Here is a 14,428-nt window from a genome sequence, read left to right on the forward strand (position 1 = left end):
AGGCCCGTCGGACGACCGACGCCGCGGACGCGGGGAGGCGCCCCCGCGAAGCAGCTGAGCGGTCACAAGACGAGTACGCAGAAGACCGAGCAGACAGAAAAAGAGCGGGGGCTCGGTCGAAACACTGACCGAGCCCCTGCTCTCTGAAGTCGACTAGCTGTCAGTCGCGCAGCTCTTCTTTCGCGTCATTGCGCGCCTCGACCGACTCTTTCTCAGCCTCTGCCTTCTTGACGTTGGCCTCGGCCTTGACTTCGTCGGCCTTGTCCTTGATGCGATCGACGCCCTCGTGCACGGCGTCTCCGACCTTCTCGGCGCCGGCCTTCAGCGTCTCTTTGGCGTCTTCGAACACTCCCATGAGTCTCTCCTCTGCGTCCTGAGATACAGCTTCTGACGCACCTCACGATACTCATCTCTTACTGGGAAAGATAGCGAGAACGTCGTATTTCTTCATGGGCGAACGCCCTATTCCCATGAGTCGCTTAGCCAAGGCTCAACTGCATTGACGCTGCCGATTGAGGTGCCTAGTGTGATGTTCAAGAGTTCGAAAGGAGCCCTCAGATATGACTACATCAACCGTTGCACCCGTTCAGACCTCAGTAACCCCCGACACCGTTTCCGGCGTCGCCCAGTTCCTTCAGCCGGTCGTCGTCGAGCTGACCGCGCTCAGCGTCAATGCGAAGCAGCTGCACTGGCATGTGCGTGGCGCGAACTTCGGTCCGATCCACGAGCTGCTCGACGACCTCGTCGCTCATGCTCGCGACTGGGCTGATCTTGCCGCCGAGCGCGTCGTCGCTCTCGGCCTTCCGGTCGACGGCCGTCTGCAGACCGTCTCGGAGCAGACCACGTCGCCGGTGCTCGCCGACGGCTTCCAGCAGTCGCCCGACACCATTGCCGCCGCGATCGCCAACATCGATGCGGCTCTCAAGGTCGTTCACACTGCAGTCGTCGAGCTTGACGGCATCGATCTGTCGAGCCAGGACGTCGCGATCGAGATCGAGCGTGGGCTCGACAAGGATCGCTGGTTCTTCTTCGCGCACATCGCTGAGGCGTAGTCCGGTCTTCTGAGTCACCCCCACGAACGGAAAGGGGCAGAGCCTTCGGGTTCTGCCCCTTCTTTCGTGCCTGCTGACGGTTGGGTGCCATCGGGCCGTCGGACATACCCACCCCGCACTTCAGGCTGTGGAACGGACCCGCCCCTCAGATCGAGACATGGCAAATGACGCCTCAGCACATCGAGACATGGAAAGTTCCATGTCTGGAAGTAGTTCGACGACAAATACCATGTCTGGATCCCACCCAGAGCTAATTAGGATGGCTGAAATCAGTTCGACGACAAATGGCATGGCTGGATACCGTGCAGAGTTACAGCGCAGGGGCAAATGGTATGCCTGGATGCCGCGCAGAGATGCAGCTCAGCTGCGCTGCGCCTCGTAGTCCGCGATCTGGCGGATGCGCCGCACATGACGTTCGTCACCGCTGAACGGCTCCTGCACGAACCATTCGACCAGCTGCGTCGCCTCGTCGGCGGTGTGCTGCCGAGCTCCGACCGCCACGACATTCGCGTCATTGTGCTGCCGTGCGAGCTTGGCCGTCGCCTCGCTCCAGGCCAGCGCTGCGCGAATGCCGGTCACTTTGTTGGCGGCGATCTGTTCGCCGTTGCCTGAACCGCCGATCACGATGCCCAGCGCGAACCGGCCCTCTGCGGTGTCGGCTGCAACCGCTTCAGCCGCCGCGATGCAGAACGCTGGGTAGTCGTCGACCGGGTCATAGCTCTGCGGCCCGTGGTCGTGCACTTCGTACCCGAGCCCGCTGAAGTGCTCGATGAAGTGGTGACTCAGATCGAGCCCGGCGTGGTCGGTGGCGATGTGCAGAATCGGCAGCTGTGTCATACCCCCAATCGTAGTGAGTGCGTCGACCGCTCAGGCGCACACGCACCCGCACTCGCCCGTGGCGAACAGCGCCGTGACACACAGAGTTCGCTCATCCCCTGCGCCTAGACTGATGGCAGATGTCGATTCTCAGGATGGAGAGAAAATGCCCGGATTGAATCTCACCCGCGTCGAAGCCCAGGAACGTGCCGCACTGCTCGAGGTCGGCAGCTATGAGGTGACGCTCGACCTCTCCGGAGCGTCCGAGACCACGTTCCGCAGCACGACGCGAGTCGTCTTCGACGCCGCGGCGGGAGCATCCACATTCATCGATGCGGTCACCGACCAGGTGCACTCGATCACCCTGAACGGCGCCGACCTCGCACCAGAGGTCGTGAGCGACGGTCTGCGCATCGAGCTGCCCGACCTGAACGAGCACAACGAACTCGTCATCGACGCCGACATGAGGTATTCGATCACCGGCGAGGGACTGCACCGGTTCGTCGACCCAGTCGATCAAGAGGTCTACCTCTATACCCAGTTCGAGGTGCCCGACGCACGCCGCATGTTCCCGGTGTTCGAGCAGCCCGATCTGAAAGCGTCGTTCACGTTCACCGTGACGGCTCCGGCGCACTGGACGGTCGTGTCGAACACGCCGGTCGCATCCTGCGTCGATGCGGCGGATGCTGCTTCGGGCCCGGCGAAGACGTGGCGGTTCGACCCCACCCAGCGCATTTCGAGCTATATCACTGCGATCATCGCCGGGCCGTACCATCACGAGCACTCGTCACTGATCAGCTCGGACGGTCGCACGATTCCGCTCGGCGTCTACACGCGAACCTCGCTGGCCGAGCACCTCGACGCCGACTACATCTTCGAGAAGACCCGCGAGGGCTTCGACTTCTTCGAGCATCTCTGGAACGTGCCGTACCCCTTCGAGAAGTACGATCAGCTCTTCGTGCCCGAGTTCAACGCCGGCGCCATGGAGAACGCGGGCGCGGTGACCTTCACCGAGGCGTATGTGTTCCGCTCCAACGTGCCCGACGCCATGCGTGAGCGCCGCGTCGTGACGATCATTCACGAGCTGGCGCACATGTGGTTCGGCGATCTGGTGACGATGCGCTGGTGGAACGACCTGTGGCTCAATGAGTCGTTCGCCGAGTACACCTCGACGCTGGCCGTCGCCGAGGCGACGGAGTGGCACGACGCCTGGGCGACCTTCGCTTCGACCGAGAAGGCGTGGGCATACCGCCAGGACCAGCTGCCCTCGACGCACCCGATTCTCGCCGCGATTCGCGACATCGAAGACGTACAGGTCAACTTCGACGGCATCACCTATGCCAAGGGCGCATCCGTGCTGAAGCAGCTGGTCGCCTACGTGGGCCGCCGTGAGTTCTTCACCGGCATTCATCAGTACCTGACGAAGCACGCGCACAGCAACACCGAGCTGCAGGATCTCTTCGTCGAGCTCGAGGCCACCAGCGGCCGCGATCTGCACAACTGGTCGAAAAAGTGGCTCGAGACCGCCGGCGTGAACATGCTGCGCAGCGTCGTCGAGACCGATGCGACGGGCGTCATCACCGCGTACCGCATCGAGCAGACCGCGCCGGAGTCGCATCCCACACTGCGCCCGCATCGTCTCGGCATCGGGCTGTACGAGCTCACCGGCTCAGGGCTCACCCGGGTCGATCGCATCGAGACCGACATCGACGGCGCCAGCACAGAGGTGGCCGCACTGGTCGGCAAGCGCATGCCCGACCTGCTGCTGCTCAACGACGACGACCTCACCTATGCCAAGGTGCGCCTCGACGATCGCTCGCAGCACACCGCACTCGAGCACCTCAAAGATCTGCACGACCCAACCGCCCGCGCGATCGTCTGGAGCGCACTCTGGGACGCCACCCGCGACACCGAGTTCGCCGCACGCGAGTTCGCTCAGACCGTGCTGGGCAACGTCAGTGCAGAAGACCAGTCGACGACGCTGCGCACCGTGCTCGGTCAGCTGGTCACCGTGACCGGATCGTACGCCGCTCCCGACAGCCGTGCCGAGGCTCGTGAGGCCGCCGCGAACGCCGTCTGGCAGCTCGCGCAGAACGCCGAGGCCGGCAGCGACCAGCAGTTCCAGTTCGTGCGCAGCTTTGCCGCACTCGCGGTCGACGCCGAGCACTTCGACGTGCTCGAGGCACTGCGTGGCGGCAACCTCGTGCTGCCCGGGCTGACGATCGACACCGATCTCGACTGGGAGCTGCTCATCGCTCTCGTCGCCGCAGGGCGTGCTGGCGACCCTGAGATCGACGTCGCACTCGAAAAGGATCACACCGCGACCGGCCTGCTCTCTGCCGCGCGGGCTCGGGCGGCCATCCCCGACGCCGATCACAAGCTGCAGACCGCGCACCGCATTCACACCGACGAGTCGCTCACCAACCTGACCGTGCGCAACATGGGCTACGGGCTGCAGCGCGCACTCGACACCCGTCTGCTCGACGGCCTGGTCGACGAGCACTTCGCCCATCTGCTCAGTGTCTGGAACGAGCGGTCGTATCACATGGCCGACCAGATCTTCGAGGCGACGTTCCCCGGCGCTCTGGCCGACGAGCGTCTGCAGCAGGCGGCCGTGACCTGGCTGGGCGATCATGAGGATGCGCCGCAGGCGTTGCGTCGAATCGTGATCGAGAACCTGGACGGAGTCGAGCGCGCTCTGAAAGTGCAGCGCCGTGACGCCGAGGCGGGTGCAGAGGGCGCGGCATGATCCTGGCCCAGATCGACACCCCGGCGTGGCTCGCGTCGATGTTCGCCTTCTTCGGCAAGTTCTTCAATGAGTGGAGCAAAGTCGGCAACATCCTGATGATCATCGTGGTCACCTTGGTGCTGCGCTGGGTGCTGCTGCTGATCACGAGACGCATCGTTCGCGGCATCGTGAGCGGTGTGAAGGGCAAAGAGGACATCACCAAGACGACCGACCTGCTCGTCTCGCCGCTGTCGAAGGCTCGCGTCGTGCAGCGCACGCGAACCATCGGGTCGGTCACCTCGAACGTCATCACCTGGACGCTCGTCGTGATCGCCCTGATCTCGGTGCTCGGCGAGCTTGGGTTCAACACCGGTGCGCTGGTCACCAGCGCCGGCATTCTCGGCGTCGCCGTCTCATTCGGCGCGCAGAGTCTGGTCAAAGACTTTCTGACCGGCATATTCATGGTGTTCGAAGACCAGCTGGGCGTCGGCGACGTCGTCGACCTCGGCACGGTGAGCGGCACGGTCGAGGCGGTCGGGCTGCGCGTCACGAGCGTGCGCGCCGCCGACGGCACGCTCTGGTACGTGCGCAACGGTGAGATTCTCAAAGTCGGCAACCAGTCGCAGGGCTGGGGTCGCGCCATCGTGCAGGTCGACCTGCCTACCGACTCTGATTTCGAGGCCGTGCAGGAACTCATGCTCACCGCCAGCCGCGAGATGATCAAAGAGCGCTACTGGCTGCGCAAAATCGAGGGCAAGCCAGAGCTTTGGGGCATCACCGCGCTTGCCGGCGACACCATGGTCGTGAAACTGGCGATCAAGACGCGCCCCAGTCAGCAGGACGACGTCGCTCGCGAACTGCGCCTGCGCATCCTGCGGCTGTTCAATCAGTACGACGTGCACACCGCCACCACATCGACGCTGCGAGCCACCATCGAGTCGGACAACCCCCGCGTCAAGGGGCGTACGATCGCCGACCCGCTGCTCACCGGGCGTGGCGAGCAGGAGGCCCCGGTGCACGCGACCACTGCCGAGATCGACGCGGCGACGCGCGGCGTGCCCGACACTCCGGCCGAGAGGCGCAAGGCGAAGGCTCGTCTGCGCAAACACCGCAAGGCGGCGGCACAGCGCGCAGAGCACGAGCAGCCGGCGCGACCGCAGCATCCGCAGCAGCACGAGGTTCACCCTGAGGCACGGCAGCACCCGGACAACGACTGGCAGCCGCCTCGCCGTGAGCATACCTCCGACGAGAAAGGCCCCGAACGTGGCTGAGACGGTCTTCGACGAAGTGGGCGGGCAGGAGTTCTTCGAGCGCCTCGCTCACGCCTTCTATGTGCACATTCGCGAAGACGAAGTGCTCGCGCCGATGTATCCGGCCGATGACTTTGCTGGGGCTGAGCGCCGCTTGGCCCTCTTTCTGACGCAGTACTGGGGCGGGCCCACGACCTACAGCCAAGAGCGTGGTCACCCCCGCCTGCGCATGCGGCATATGCCGTTCAAGGTGAATCCGGATGCTCGAGATCGCTGGAAGCGCTGCATGGCGGCCGCGCTGGACGAGGTTGCGCCCTCCCCCGCCGCACGCACGATGCTGTGGGACTACTTCGACCGCGCGGCGCAGGCGATGGTGAACACCTTCGAAGAGTGACCCCGCCCGGCCGAGGTGCTGGCCTTCGTCGGTCAGAGCCGGCTGGGCAGGCGCACGATGGCGTCGCCGAACGGTGCCGCGGCTCGCTGCCACATGCCGTTGTGGAAGAGGCGCACGATGTCAGTCTGCTCCTGCTGCGACGGCAGAAAGCCGAACGCGTCGAGCGTGAACGCGAGGCCAGAGGTCAGCCCGGCCAAAGCATCCGCAGAACGGCCCCAGACGCGCCCACGCAGCTCGTGCACGGCCAGCTCGCCGGCCAGCTCGGGCACGCCCTGCGCGATCTCGTCGATGCCGGCGCGAGCCACCTCACGCACCTGCTCGACCGACACCTCGGCGACGCGCTGCCAGCCAGATCGCGGCGGAGTCACCGCAGTCCACACCTCGTGCACTTCGACGGGCGGCGTGCGCAGCGTCGTGTCACCCTCGCGATGCATGCGCACGAGACGGTCGCTCAGCGCCTGCGCGTGCACCACGTACTGCAGCCGGGCAGGCTTCGCCAGCGGCAGCACCTTGACCCCGAGCAGGGTCGGTGCGGCGTCGCTCAGGCCCGCGGCGAACAGCGGTGACGCGGTGGCGACCAAGGCGCGATCATGCGCCGAGAGCCAGACTGCGGCCCCGTCGTCGAGGCGACGCGCCCGCGCCACGAACTGCTCGAGGTCGGCTACGACATGCGCATCCAGCAGATGGAGGCGGTCTGGCGCGGGCGCGGCGCCGGGGCGCGAGAGCAGGCTCGAGATGTCGAAGGCCTCGTTTGCGTCTGTGCCGCCCATCGGGTCTGCCCCAGAGGATGAGCGAGGAGCTGAATCAGGAGCTGAGCCTGGTGATGAGTCACTGTCGCCGAATGCCATGCCGACAACATATACCAGCGACGGCTGCCGTGGTCAGAGCGGCTGTTCGGCCGTGCCTATAATCCGAGGGTGCGATGTTCGTCGCGAGCCAGCTCGCGACGGTGCGCTGCACGACGGGCCGTGCTGACGCATCCGCCGTCAGATCATGGCTGAACGCGCTGCATGCTTTGCCCAGTCCTGCGGGCTCTGCCCTTCGTCCGCTGTCACAAAGGAGTCACCAATGGCCGCTGACCGGTCTTACGCACTCGACAACATCGCGCCTGTTCGGCACATCGAAGACGTGCTGCGCCTCGAAGAGGTGGCTGCCGCGCATCCTGGCGAGCAGGGCTTTCGCGGCCCCTCGCACTGGATGCCGACCGGGCGCGTGTTCGGCGGGCAGATTCTGTCGCAGGCGCTCACCGCAGCGAGTCGCACGGTGCCCGACGGCCGGTTTGTGCACTCGCTGCACGCCTATTTTCTGCGCGGCGGCGACATCGAGCTTCCGGTCGACTTCTCGGTCGAGACACTGCGCGACGGGCGCTCGTTCAGTCAGCGACGCGTGCAGGCGTATCAGCATGGGGAGCCGATTCTGTCGCTGATCACGTCGTTCCAGACGGTGGATGCGGGGCTGCAGCATGAGATTCGGCCGCCGGCCGGCATTCCCGGCCCGGACGAGCTGCCCACCACCGAAGAGACGCTGCGCGGTGCTCCCGAGGCGTTTCGACGCTACTTCACCGACTATCGTGCGTTCAAGATGCGCCACTACCCGTCGCCGATCTATGTGAGCGTGCCGAAAGAGGATGAGGACATTCCCTTCCAGGCGGTCTGGATCAAGACGCGGGAGGCATTGGGCGACGACCCTGCGCTGCACGCTGCGGCTCTGGCATATGCGAGCGACTACACGACCTTTGAGCCGATTCTGCGGCGGCACGGGATTCCGTGGGCGTACCCGGGGCTGAACACGGCGAGCCTCGACCACGCGATGTGGTTTCACCGGCAGGCACGAGCAGACGAATGGGTGCTCTACGTGCAGGAGTCGCCGACCGCCCAGGGCGGCCGCGGTCTCACTGAGGGACGCATGTTCACGCAGGGCGGCGATCTGATCGCAACTGTGGCTCAGGAAGGCCTGGTGCGGCTGCCGCAGTTCAAGCCCGAGAACCTCAAGAAGGCCGAGTAGCGCGGAGTGACGCCGACGAGGGCCGAGTAGGCGGGGTTCTGGCACTCGTTCACCGACCCAGGTCTGCGCTCACTAACCAACCGACTTCTGCTCTCACTAACCAACCGACTTCTGCTCCCGCTGAGTGTGCAGAACTTGTCCCACTCTCGACAACCAAGGCCACCCGCCCGTCACCGAGAGTGCAGAACCTGCCGCACCCTCACCGAGAGTGCAGAACCCGCCACACCTTCCACCGAGAGTACAGAACCTGCGACCTCGCGCAACTGATACCCACACCTTCTACACACTCGACAACCAGGACCGCCCTGCCCGTCACCGAGAGCACAGAACCTGAGACCTCGCGCCGCCGATCCCCACACCTTCTACACACTCGACAACCAGAACCACCCTGCCCGTCACCGAAAGTGCAGAACGTGCCACGCCTGACGGCAAGAAGAAAGGGCCCTGTTCCGAGATCTCATAAGATCTGGAACAGGACCCTTTCGAACACCCTGCTCAGCGGCTGTATACGAGTTGACCGAACGCACAGCTCAGCCGGCGTGCAAGAAGGCCAATGCCCGGCTCTGCTTGGGTTCGGGCCGACCGAACGCACGGCTGTGTCAGCGCGCAGGCGACTGGACGAATCAGTCGCGCGTGAGCTTGCGGTAGGTCACGCGGTGCGGGCGAGCGGCATCCTCGCCGAGGCGCTCGACCTTGTTCTTCTCGTACGCGTCGAAGTTGCCCTCGAACCAGTACCATTTGGCCGGGTTCTCATCGTCACCCTCGTACGCGAGAATGTGCGTCGCGATTCGGTCGAGGAACCACCGGTCGTGGGTGATGACCACGGCACAGCCGGGAAAGTCGAGCAGTGCGTTCTCGAGGCTGGACAGCGTCTCCACGTCCAGGTCGTTGGTCGGCTCATCGAGCAGCAACAGGTTGCCGCCCTGCTTCAGGGTCAGCGCAAGGTTCAACCGGTTACGCTCACCGCCCGAGAGCACTCCCGCAGGCTTCTGCTGATCGGGGCCTTTGAACCCGAACACCGACACATATGCACGGCTGGGCATCTCGACCTGGCCGACGTGAATGTAGTCGAGCCCGTCAGAGACGACCTCCCAGACGTTCTTCTTGGGATCGATTCCCTCGCGCCCTTGGTCGACATACGAGATCTTGACCGTCTCACCGACTTTGAGGTTGCCGCCGTCGAGTTTCTCCTGCCCCACGATCGTCTTGAACAGCGTGGACTTGCCGACGCCGTTCGGACCGATGATGCCGACGATGCCGTTGCGCGGCAGCGTGAACGAGAGGTCGTCGATCAGAACGCGATCGCCGAAGCCCTTGTGCAGGTGCTCTGCCTCGAGCACGATGTCGCCAAGGCGCGGGCCCGGCGGAATCTGGATCTCTTCGAAGTCGAGCTTCTTGGTCTTCTCGGCCTCGTTGGCCATCTCTTCATAGCGAGCCAGACGAGCCTTGCTCTTGGCTTGCCGCCCCTTGGGGTTTGTTCGCACCCAGTCAAGCTCGTCTTCGAGACGTTTCGCCAGTTTGGCATCCTTGCGGCCCTGCACCTCAAGACGGTCTTTCTTCTTCTCAAGATAGGTCGAGTAGTTGCCCTCATACGGGTAGGCGCGACCGCGGTCGAGCTCGAGAATCCACTCGGCGACGTGATCGAGGAAGTACCTGTCGTGGGTGACCGCGAGCACGGCACCCGGGTACGAATGCAGGTGCTGCTCAAGCCAGAGCACGCTCTCGGCGTCGAGGTGGTTCGTGGGCTCGTCGAGCAGCAGCAGATCAGGTTTCTTCAACAGCAGCTGGCAGAGCGCCACGCGACGACGCTCACCGCCCGAGAGGTTCTTCACAATGGCATCAGACGGGGGCAGTCGCAGCGCATCCATCGCCTGCTCCAGCTGTGAGTCCAGATCCCAGGCGTCGGCCGCATCGATGTCTTCCTGCAGCTTGCCCATCTCTTCGAGCAGCGCGTCGTAGTCAGCATCAGGGTTGGCCAGCTCTTCGCTGATCTGATTGAACCGATCGACCTTGCCTTTGAGCTCGCCGACTCCCTGCTGCACGTTCTCGAGCACGGTGAGCTCGTCATCAAGTTCGGGCTCCTGCTGCAGGATGCCGACAGAGAAGCCTGGCGTGAGCCGCGCCTCACCGTTGCTCGGCGTGTCGAGCCCGGCCATGATCTTGAGCACGCTCGACTTGCCGGCGCCGTTCGGTCCGACCACGCCGATCTTCGCGCCCGGCAGGAATGCCAGGGTGACGTCGTCGAGGATGACCTTGTCGCCATGCGCCTTTCGGGCGCGCACCATCTGGTAAATGTATTCAGCCATGCGCACCATTCTATGGGTTGGGAGCCCGTTCATGGAGCTGCCGCGCGACCCGGCAAGAGGTTCCGCTGCGGGCGAAGCCGCCCCATGCGCCGCTTCGTCGCAACCTCATCGTTGTCGGACGACTCGTGCGGCGACACTCGCGCAGGGGCACAGTCAGCAGCGCTGCCGAGGACTCATGCAGAGACACTCGCGCAGGGGCACTCCAGCTGCACTCATACACGTGACACTGCCGCAGACCACCCCAACACCGCTACTGTAGGGGCACCCCAGCGACGCTACTGCAGCGGCACAGTGTTGCCGACGAGGCAGGCCCCGTTGATCGGCGCAGCCACCACAGCATCGAATCGCCCGCGATGGTACTGCCCCACCAGGCACTGATCGTCGCTCTTGACCGAGACCGACAGGTTGTCGGCATCCAGGTCTTTCGGTGTGCGGTCAGGGGTGACCTGCATCTGGTCGTTGGTGACCCCGACCGAGTGCACGGCGTCGACGACAGACTGTGTCGTCGGCACTTTGTCGTCATTGGTCAGCGGCTGCAGCAGTGACTGAAACGCCGGCAGGTTCTGCTCCGCGGTGCCGCCGGGCGCCCAAACCGCAGCGCTCGCAGCGGGTGCCGGAGTCGACGGCGCTGAGGCATTGTTCGTCTGAGCGCAGCCAGCAAGTGCGGCCACCGTCAGCACCCCCGCGAACACTCCCGCAACGGCAGACCGGGCACGAAAGACACCGACCGATTCTCGGCGAGAAGACGGCTGACGACGAGAGCTGGCGGTTCGAATGGTCACCCGCCTAGCGTAGCCGCCGCCCGGTCGCTTTGCATGCCGGGCTCATTCCAGCCTCGGGGCTGTGCGGATGCGTCGGTCCAGTTGTCGCCGTGATCTTCGAGCCCGCCGTGTGACGCAGCGTCATCGAGCGCACCCGTCGTGGAACCGTTGCCTTCCACTGTCTGCACATCAGATTCGGACGTCAACGCTGCGGCATCGACGTGCACCCGACCGGTCGCAGACGCTGTGCCAGCGTCAGACGCACCTGAGCCAAGCCCAGACGCACCTGCGCCCCCCTCAGGCGCACCAGTGGATGCATCTGCATCTGCCGGTTGAAAGGAGTCTTCTGCACCAGAGACCTCGTCAGGCGCGCCCTCCTGCTGCAGGTGAGCTGGAGGCTGGCGTTCGGGTTTGGTCAGCGCACTGATGCCCCAGACCAGATCGTGCCCCATATTGTCTGCGACGATCTCAACCGTGGTGCCCGAGCGTTCTTCGTTCTGCCACTGCTTGACGCGCAGCCTGCCCTGTACCAAGACCCGCTGACCTTTGAAGAGGCTCTGCTGAGCATGCGTGGCCAGCTGCCGGAATGCGGTCACTGTGAACCAATTCGTATCGCCGTCGACCCATCGCCCCTCTTTCTGGTCGAAGCGTCGCTGGTTCGATGCGAGCCGAAACGAAGTGATGGGCTTGCCATCTCGAGTGAAGTTCGTCTGCGGCTCAGTGGCGACCAGGCCGTTGACTGCGATGGTGTCGATGCTCATGGCGGGCTCCTTCAGGATGCGACCCGACCCGGTGGTCGAGTTCCTGTTGCCAGCATCGCCAGTCGTCATCACCATCGCAGCTCTGTGCACGCGAGTGTGCACAACTTCGACCACTGCACCCGGCTGTGCGGACTGCATCTGCCAGTCATCTGCCCCAACGCACCTGCGATCGCCTCACAGATGCAGACCCGCTCACACGGGTGCAAGGCCTCAACCTCTGGCAGGTTCCAAGCTGAGGTCGATGCAGAGCCGCTCACACGGGTGCAAGAGATGCTGCGGCTGAGGTCTAGCACCGCTCAGCAATCAGTCAGTCGACGAAGAGGTCGGCGAAACGCCGCCGCACCTTGGCCACCTTCGCAGGAATCACCGCCTGGCAGTACCCCTGCCCCGGGTTCTTGGCGAAGAAGTCCTGGTGGTAGTCCTCCGCCGGCCAGAACGCGCCGAGCGGCTCGATCGTCGTCACGATCGGCGCGTCCCACCATTCCTGGGCACGCTGAATCGCACGCTCGAAGGTCTCACGCTGGGCGGCATCCGCCGGAAACATCGCCGAGCGGTACTGCGTGCCCACGTCGTTGCCCTGCCGGTTCAGCGTCGTCGGGTCGTGCAGCGTGAAGAACACGTCGAGCAGCGTGTCGACGGGCAGCTGCTGCTCGTCGAACACCACTTTGACCGCCTCGGCGTGCCCGGTCATCCCAGTGCACACCTGCTCATAGGTCGGATGCTCGACGCTGCCTCCGACGTATCCGCTGATGACCTCTTCGACACCACGCAGGTGACGAAAGACGGAGTCGAGACACCAGAAGCATCCGCCGACGACGACGATCTCAGCCATGCGATCAGCCTCCGATCAGCGCCTGCAGCGGACCGCGTGCGAAGTACACCGCGAAACCGATCGAGACGATCCAGAGCAGCGGCGAGATGTGACGTGCCTTGCCCGAGATCGACCGCACCAGCACCCAGCTGATGAACCCGACGCCGATGCCGTTGGCGATCGAGTAGGTCAGCGGCATTACTGTGATCGTCAGGAAGACCGGCAGCGCGGCCGAGTATTCGCTCCAGTCGATGTCTTTGATCTGCGACACCATCAGCGAACCGACGGCGACCAGGGCGGCCGAGGCGACCTCAGCCGGCACGATCGTGGTCAGCGGGCTGAAGAACATCGCCAGCAGGAACAGCGCGCCGGTGACCACCGAGGCCAGACCGGTTCGCGCGCCCTCGCCGACGCCGGCCGCCGAATCGACGAACACCGTATTGGCCGAACCCGAAGTCGCACCGCCGGCTGCGACGGCGACGCCCTCCATGACCATCGCCGACTTGAGTCGAGGAAAGTTGCCCTTCTCGTCGGCCAGGCCACCCGCCTTCGCGAGGCCGGTCATCGTGCCCATCGCGTCGAAGAAGCTGGTGAAGAACAGGGTGAAGATCAGCATGATCGAAGACAGGTAACCAATGCGGCCGAACGCGCCGAAGTCGAAGTTGCCGACCAGGCTGAGATCGGGCAGCGAGAACAGGCTGCTGGGCAGCTGCGGCACGCTGAGGCCCCACCCGCCGGGGTTGTCGACCGAGCTGCCGAGGTGCAGCACCGCCTCGAGGATCATTGCCACGATGGTCGATGCGACGATGCCGATCAGCAGTGCGCCCTTGATCTTTCGCGCCATGAGCACGGCGATGATGATCAGCGACACCACGAACATGACGACCGGCCAGGTGTGCACCGAGCCGCCCTCGCCGAGCTGCACCGGAGGCGAGTTGAAGCCCGTCGACCGCACCAGCCCCGAGTCGACGAAGCCGATGAACGCGATGAACAGACCGATGCCGACCGTGATGGCCGTCTTCAGCTGCTGCGGAATCGACTCGAAGATCATCGTGCGCAGACCGGTGAGCGACAGAATCGTGATGACGATGCCGTTGATCACGACCAGGCCCATCGCCTCGGGCCAGGTGACCTCGCCGACCACGCTTACGGCCAGGAACGAGTTCACGCCGAGACCTGCGGCGAGTCCGAACGGCAGGTTCGCGACGAAGCCGAAGAGAATGGTCATCACGCCGGCGGTCAGTGCCGTCACCGCTGCGACCTGGTTGTTGGGCAGGAAGCCGCCTGCGACATCCACCGCCGCCTGGTCGGGCGAGAACCCGCCGATGATCAGGGGGTTCAGAATGACGATGTAGGCCATCGCCACGAAGCTGACCAGCCCGCCGCGCACCTCGGTGCCGACGGTCGAGCCGCGCTTGGCGACGTGAAAGACGCGTTCGATCCACGCAGGATGCGACGGGGGCTGCGCCTCGCCCGTCTCTGCTGTCGCGGCTGATTTCGTTGCGGTGTCTGGATGCTGTTGAGAGCCTGACAAGGGCGTTCGCT

At 64.6% G+C, this 14,428-nt stretch carries 13 protein-coding genes; 5 read left to right on the forward strand and 8 right to left on the reverse strand.

The genetic code is table 11. The features are described 5' to 3' along the window. Positions 1-160: 160 nt before the first annotated feature. Positions 161-355, reverse strand: a complete 195-nt coding sequence (locus F8O09_RS02965) for a hypothetical protein (protein WP_158031083.1) — start codon at positions 353-355, stop codon at positions 161-163. Between the two features lie 205 nt (positions 356-560). On the opposite strand from F8O09_RS02965, the gene F8O09_RS02970 reads away from it, so the two are divergent. After that, a complete protein-coding gene (locus F8O09_RS02970) occupies positions 561-1,052 on the forward strand; it encodes a Dps family protein (protein WP_158031082.1) in 492 nt (163 codons plus the stop codon). Positions 1,053-1,412: 360 nt separating this feature from the next. On the opposite strand, the gene F8O09_RS02975 is transcribed toward F8O09_RS02970, so the two are convergent. Then, the gene (locus F8O09_RS02975) at positions 1,413-1,889 is read right to left on the reverse strand and encodes a ribose-5-phosphate isomerase (RefSeq protein WP_158053883.1); all 477 of its coding nucleotides are present in this window, start codon (positions 1,887-1,889) and stop codon (positions 1,413-1,415) included. A 145-nt stretch (positions 1,890-2,034) separates the two neighbouring features. On the opposite strand from F8O09_RS02975, the gene pepN reads away from it, so the two are divergent. The 3 genes from pepN to F8O09_RS02990 are packed head-to-tail and all read left to right on the forward strand — an operon-like array spanning position 2,035 to position 6,240. Next, positions 2,035-4,617 carry an aminopeptidase N gene (gene pepN, locus F8O09_RS02980; protein ID WP_158053884.1) on the forward strand — a complete coding sequence of 861 codons (2,583 nt, stop codon included), beginning with the start codon at positions 2,035-2,037 and terminating at the stop codon, positions 4,615-4,617. Continuing rightward, positions 4,614-5,867, forward strand: a complete 1,254-nt coding sequence (locus F8O09_RS02985) for a mechanosensitive ion channel family protein (RefSeq protein ID WP_158053885.1) — start codon at positions 4,614-4,616, stop codon at positions 5,865-5,867. The genes pepN and F8O09_RS02985 overlap by 4 nt, the downstream gene beginning before the upstream one ends. Next, the gene (locus F8O09_RS02990; protein ID WP_158053886.1) at positions 5,860-6,240 is read left to right on the forward strand and encodes a globin; all 381 of its coding nucleotides are present in this window, start codon (positions 5,860-5,862) and stop codon (positions 6,238-6,240) included. The genes F8O09_RS02985 and F8O09_RS02990 overlap by 8 nt, the downstream gene beginning before the upstream one ends. A gap of 32 nt (positions 6,241-6,272) precedes the next feature. Here the strand turns inward: F8O09_RS02990 and F8O09_RS02995 are convergent, their stop codons facing one another. Further along, complete coding sequence (locus F8O09_RS02995) at positions 6,273-7,010, reverse strand: hypothetical protein (RefSeq protein WP_158053887.1); 738 nt, start codon at positions 7,008-7,010, stop codon at positions 6,273-6,275. 298 nt (positions 7,011-7,308) lie between these two features. Between F8O09_RS02995 and F8O09_RS03000 the strand changes: the two genes are divergently transcribed. After that, positions 7,309-8,244 carry an acyl-CoA thioesterase gene (locus F8O09_RS03000; protein WP_158031077.1) on the forward strand — a complete coding sequence of 312 codons (936 nt, stop codon included), beginning with the start codon at positions 7,309-7,311 and terminating at the stop codon, positions 8,242-8,244. A gap of 623 nt (positions 8,245-8,867) precedes the next feature. Here the strand turns inward: F8O09_RS03000 and ettA are convergent. From ettA to F8O09_RS03025, 5 genes are all read right to left on the reverse strand, one after another. Continuing rightward, positions 8,868-10,550 carry an energy-dependent translational throttle protein EttA gene (ettA, locus tag F8O09_RS03005; protein ID WP_158053888.1) on the reverse strand — a complete coding sequence of 561 codons (1,683 nt, stop codon included), beginning with the start codon at positions 10,548-10,550 and terminating at the stop codon, positions 8,868-8,870. A gap of 275 nt (positions 10,551-10,825) precedes the next feature. Continuing rightward, positions 10,826-11,332, reverse strand: coding sequence for a DUF6993 domain-containing protein (locus tag F8O09_RS03010; protein WP_158053889.1), 507 nt, complete (start codon positions 11,330-11,332; stop codon positions 10,826-10,828). Further along, a complete protein-coding gene (locus tag F8O09_RS03015) occupies positions 11,329-12,072 on the reverse strand; it encodes a single-stranded DNA-binding protein (protein WP_192497530.1) in 744 nt (247 codons plus the stop codon). The genes F8O09_RS03010 and F8O09_RS03015 overlap by 4 nt, the downstream gene beginning before the upstream one ends. 307 nt (positions 12,073-12,379) lie before the next feature. After that, positions 12,380-12,904, reverse strand: a complete 525-nt coding sequence (gene msrA / locus F8O09_RS03020; protein WP_158053891.1) for a peptide-methionine (S)-S-oxide reductase MsrA — start codon at positions 12,902-12,904, stop codon at positions 12,380-12,382. Between the two features lie 4 nt (positions 12,905-12,908). Next, positions 12,909-14,417 carry an NCS2 family permease gene (locus F8O09_RS03025; protein WP_192497531.1) on the reverse strand — a complete coding sequence of 503 codons (1,509 nt, stop codon included), beginning with the start codon at positions 14,415-14,417 and terminating at the stop codon, positions 12,909-12,911. Positions 14,418-14,428 lie beyond the last annotated feature (11 nt).

Source organism: Pseudoclavibacter sp. CFCC 11306 (genome assembly GCF_008831235.1).
Classification (GTDB): domain Bacteria; phylum Actinomycetota; class Actinomycetes; order Actinomycetales; family Microbacteriaceae; genus Pseudoclavibacter_A.

What these genes read in the sequence shown, in the direction of transcription:
- F8O09_RS02995 (WP_158053887.1), bottom strand. Translation starts at nt 7,010, where the DNA reads ATGGGCGGCACAGACGCAAACGAGGCCTTCGACATCTCGAGCCTGCTC.
- pepN (WP_158053884.1), top strand. Translation starts at nt 2,035, where the DNA reads ATGCCCGGATTGAATCTCACCCGCGTCGAAGCCCAGGAACGTGCCGCA.
- ettA (WP_158053888.1), bottom strand. Translation starts at nt 10,550, where the DNA reads ATGGCTGAATACATTTACCAGATGGTGCGCGCCCGAAAGGCGCATGGC.
- F8O09_RS02965 (WP_158031083.1), bottom strand. Translation starts at nt 355, where the DNA reads ATGGGAGTGTTCGAAGACGCCAAAGAGACGCTGAAGGCCGGCGCCGAG.
- F8O09_RS03000 (WP_158031077.1), top strand. Translation starts at nt 7,309, where the DNA reads ATGGCCGCTGACCGGTCTTACGCACTCGACAACATCGCGCCTGTTCGG.
- F8O09_RS03015 (WP_192497530.1), bottom strand. Translation starts at nt 12,072, where the DNA reads ATGAGCATCGACACCATCGCAGTCAACGGCCTGGTCGCCACTGAGCCG.
- F8O09_RS02975 (WP_158053883.1), bottom strand. Translation starts at nt 1,889, where the DNA reads ATGACACAGCTGCCGATTCTGCACATCGCCACCGACCACGCCGGGCTC.
- msrA (WP_158053891.1), bottom strand. Translation starts at nt 12,904, where the DNA reads ATGGCTGAGATCGTCGTCGTCGGCGGATGCTTCTGGTGTCTCGACTCC.
- F8O09_RS02970 (WP_158031082.1), top strand. Translation starts at nt 561, where the DNA reads ATGACTACATCAACCGTTGCACCCGTTCAGACCTCAGTAACCCCCGAC.
- F8O09_RS02985 (WP_158053885.1), top strand. Translation starts at nt 4,614, where the DNA reads ATGATCCTGGCCCAGATCGACACCCCGGCGTGGCTCGCGTCGATGTTC.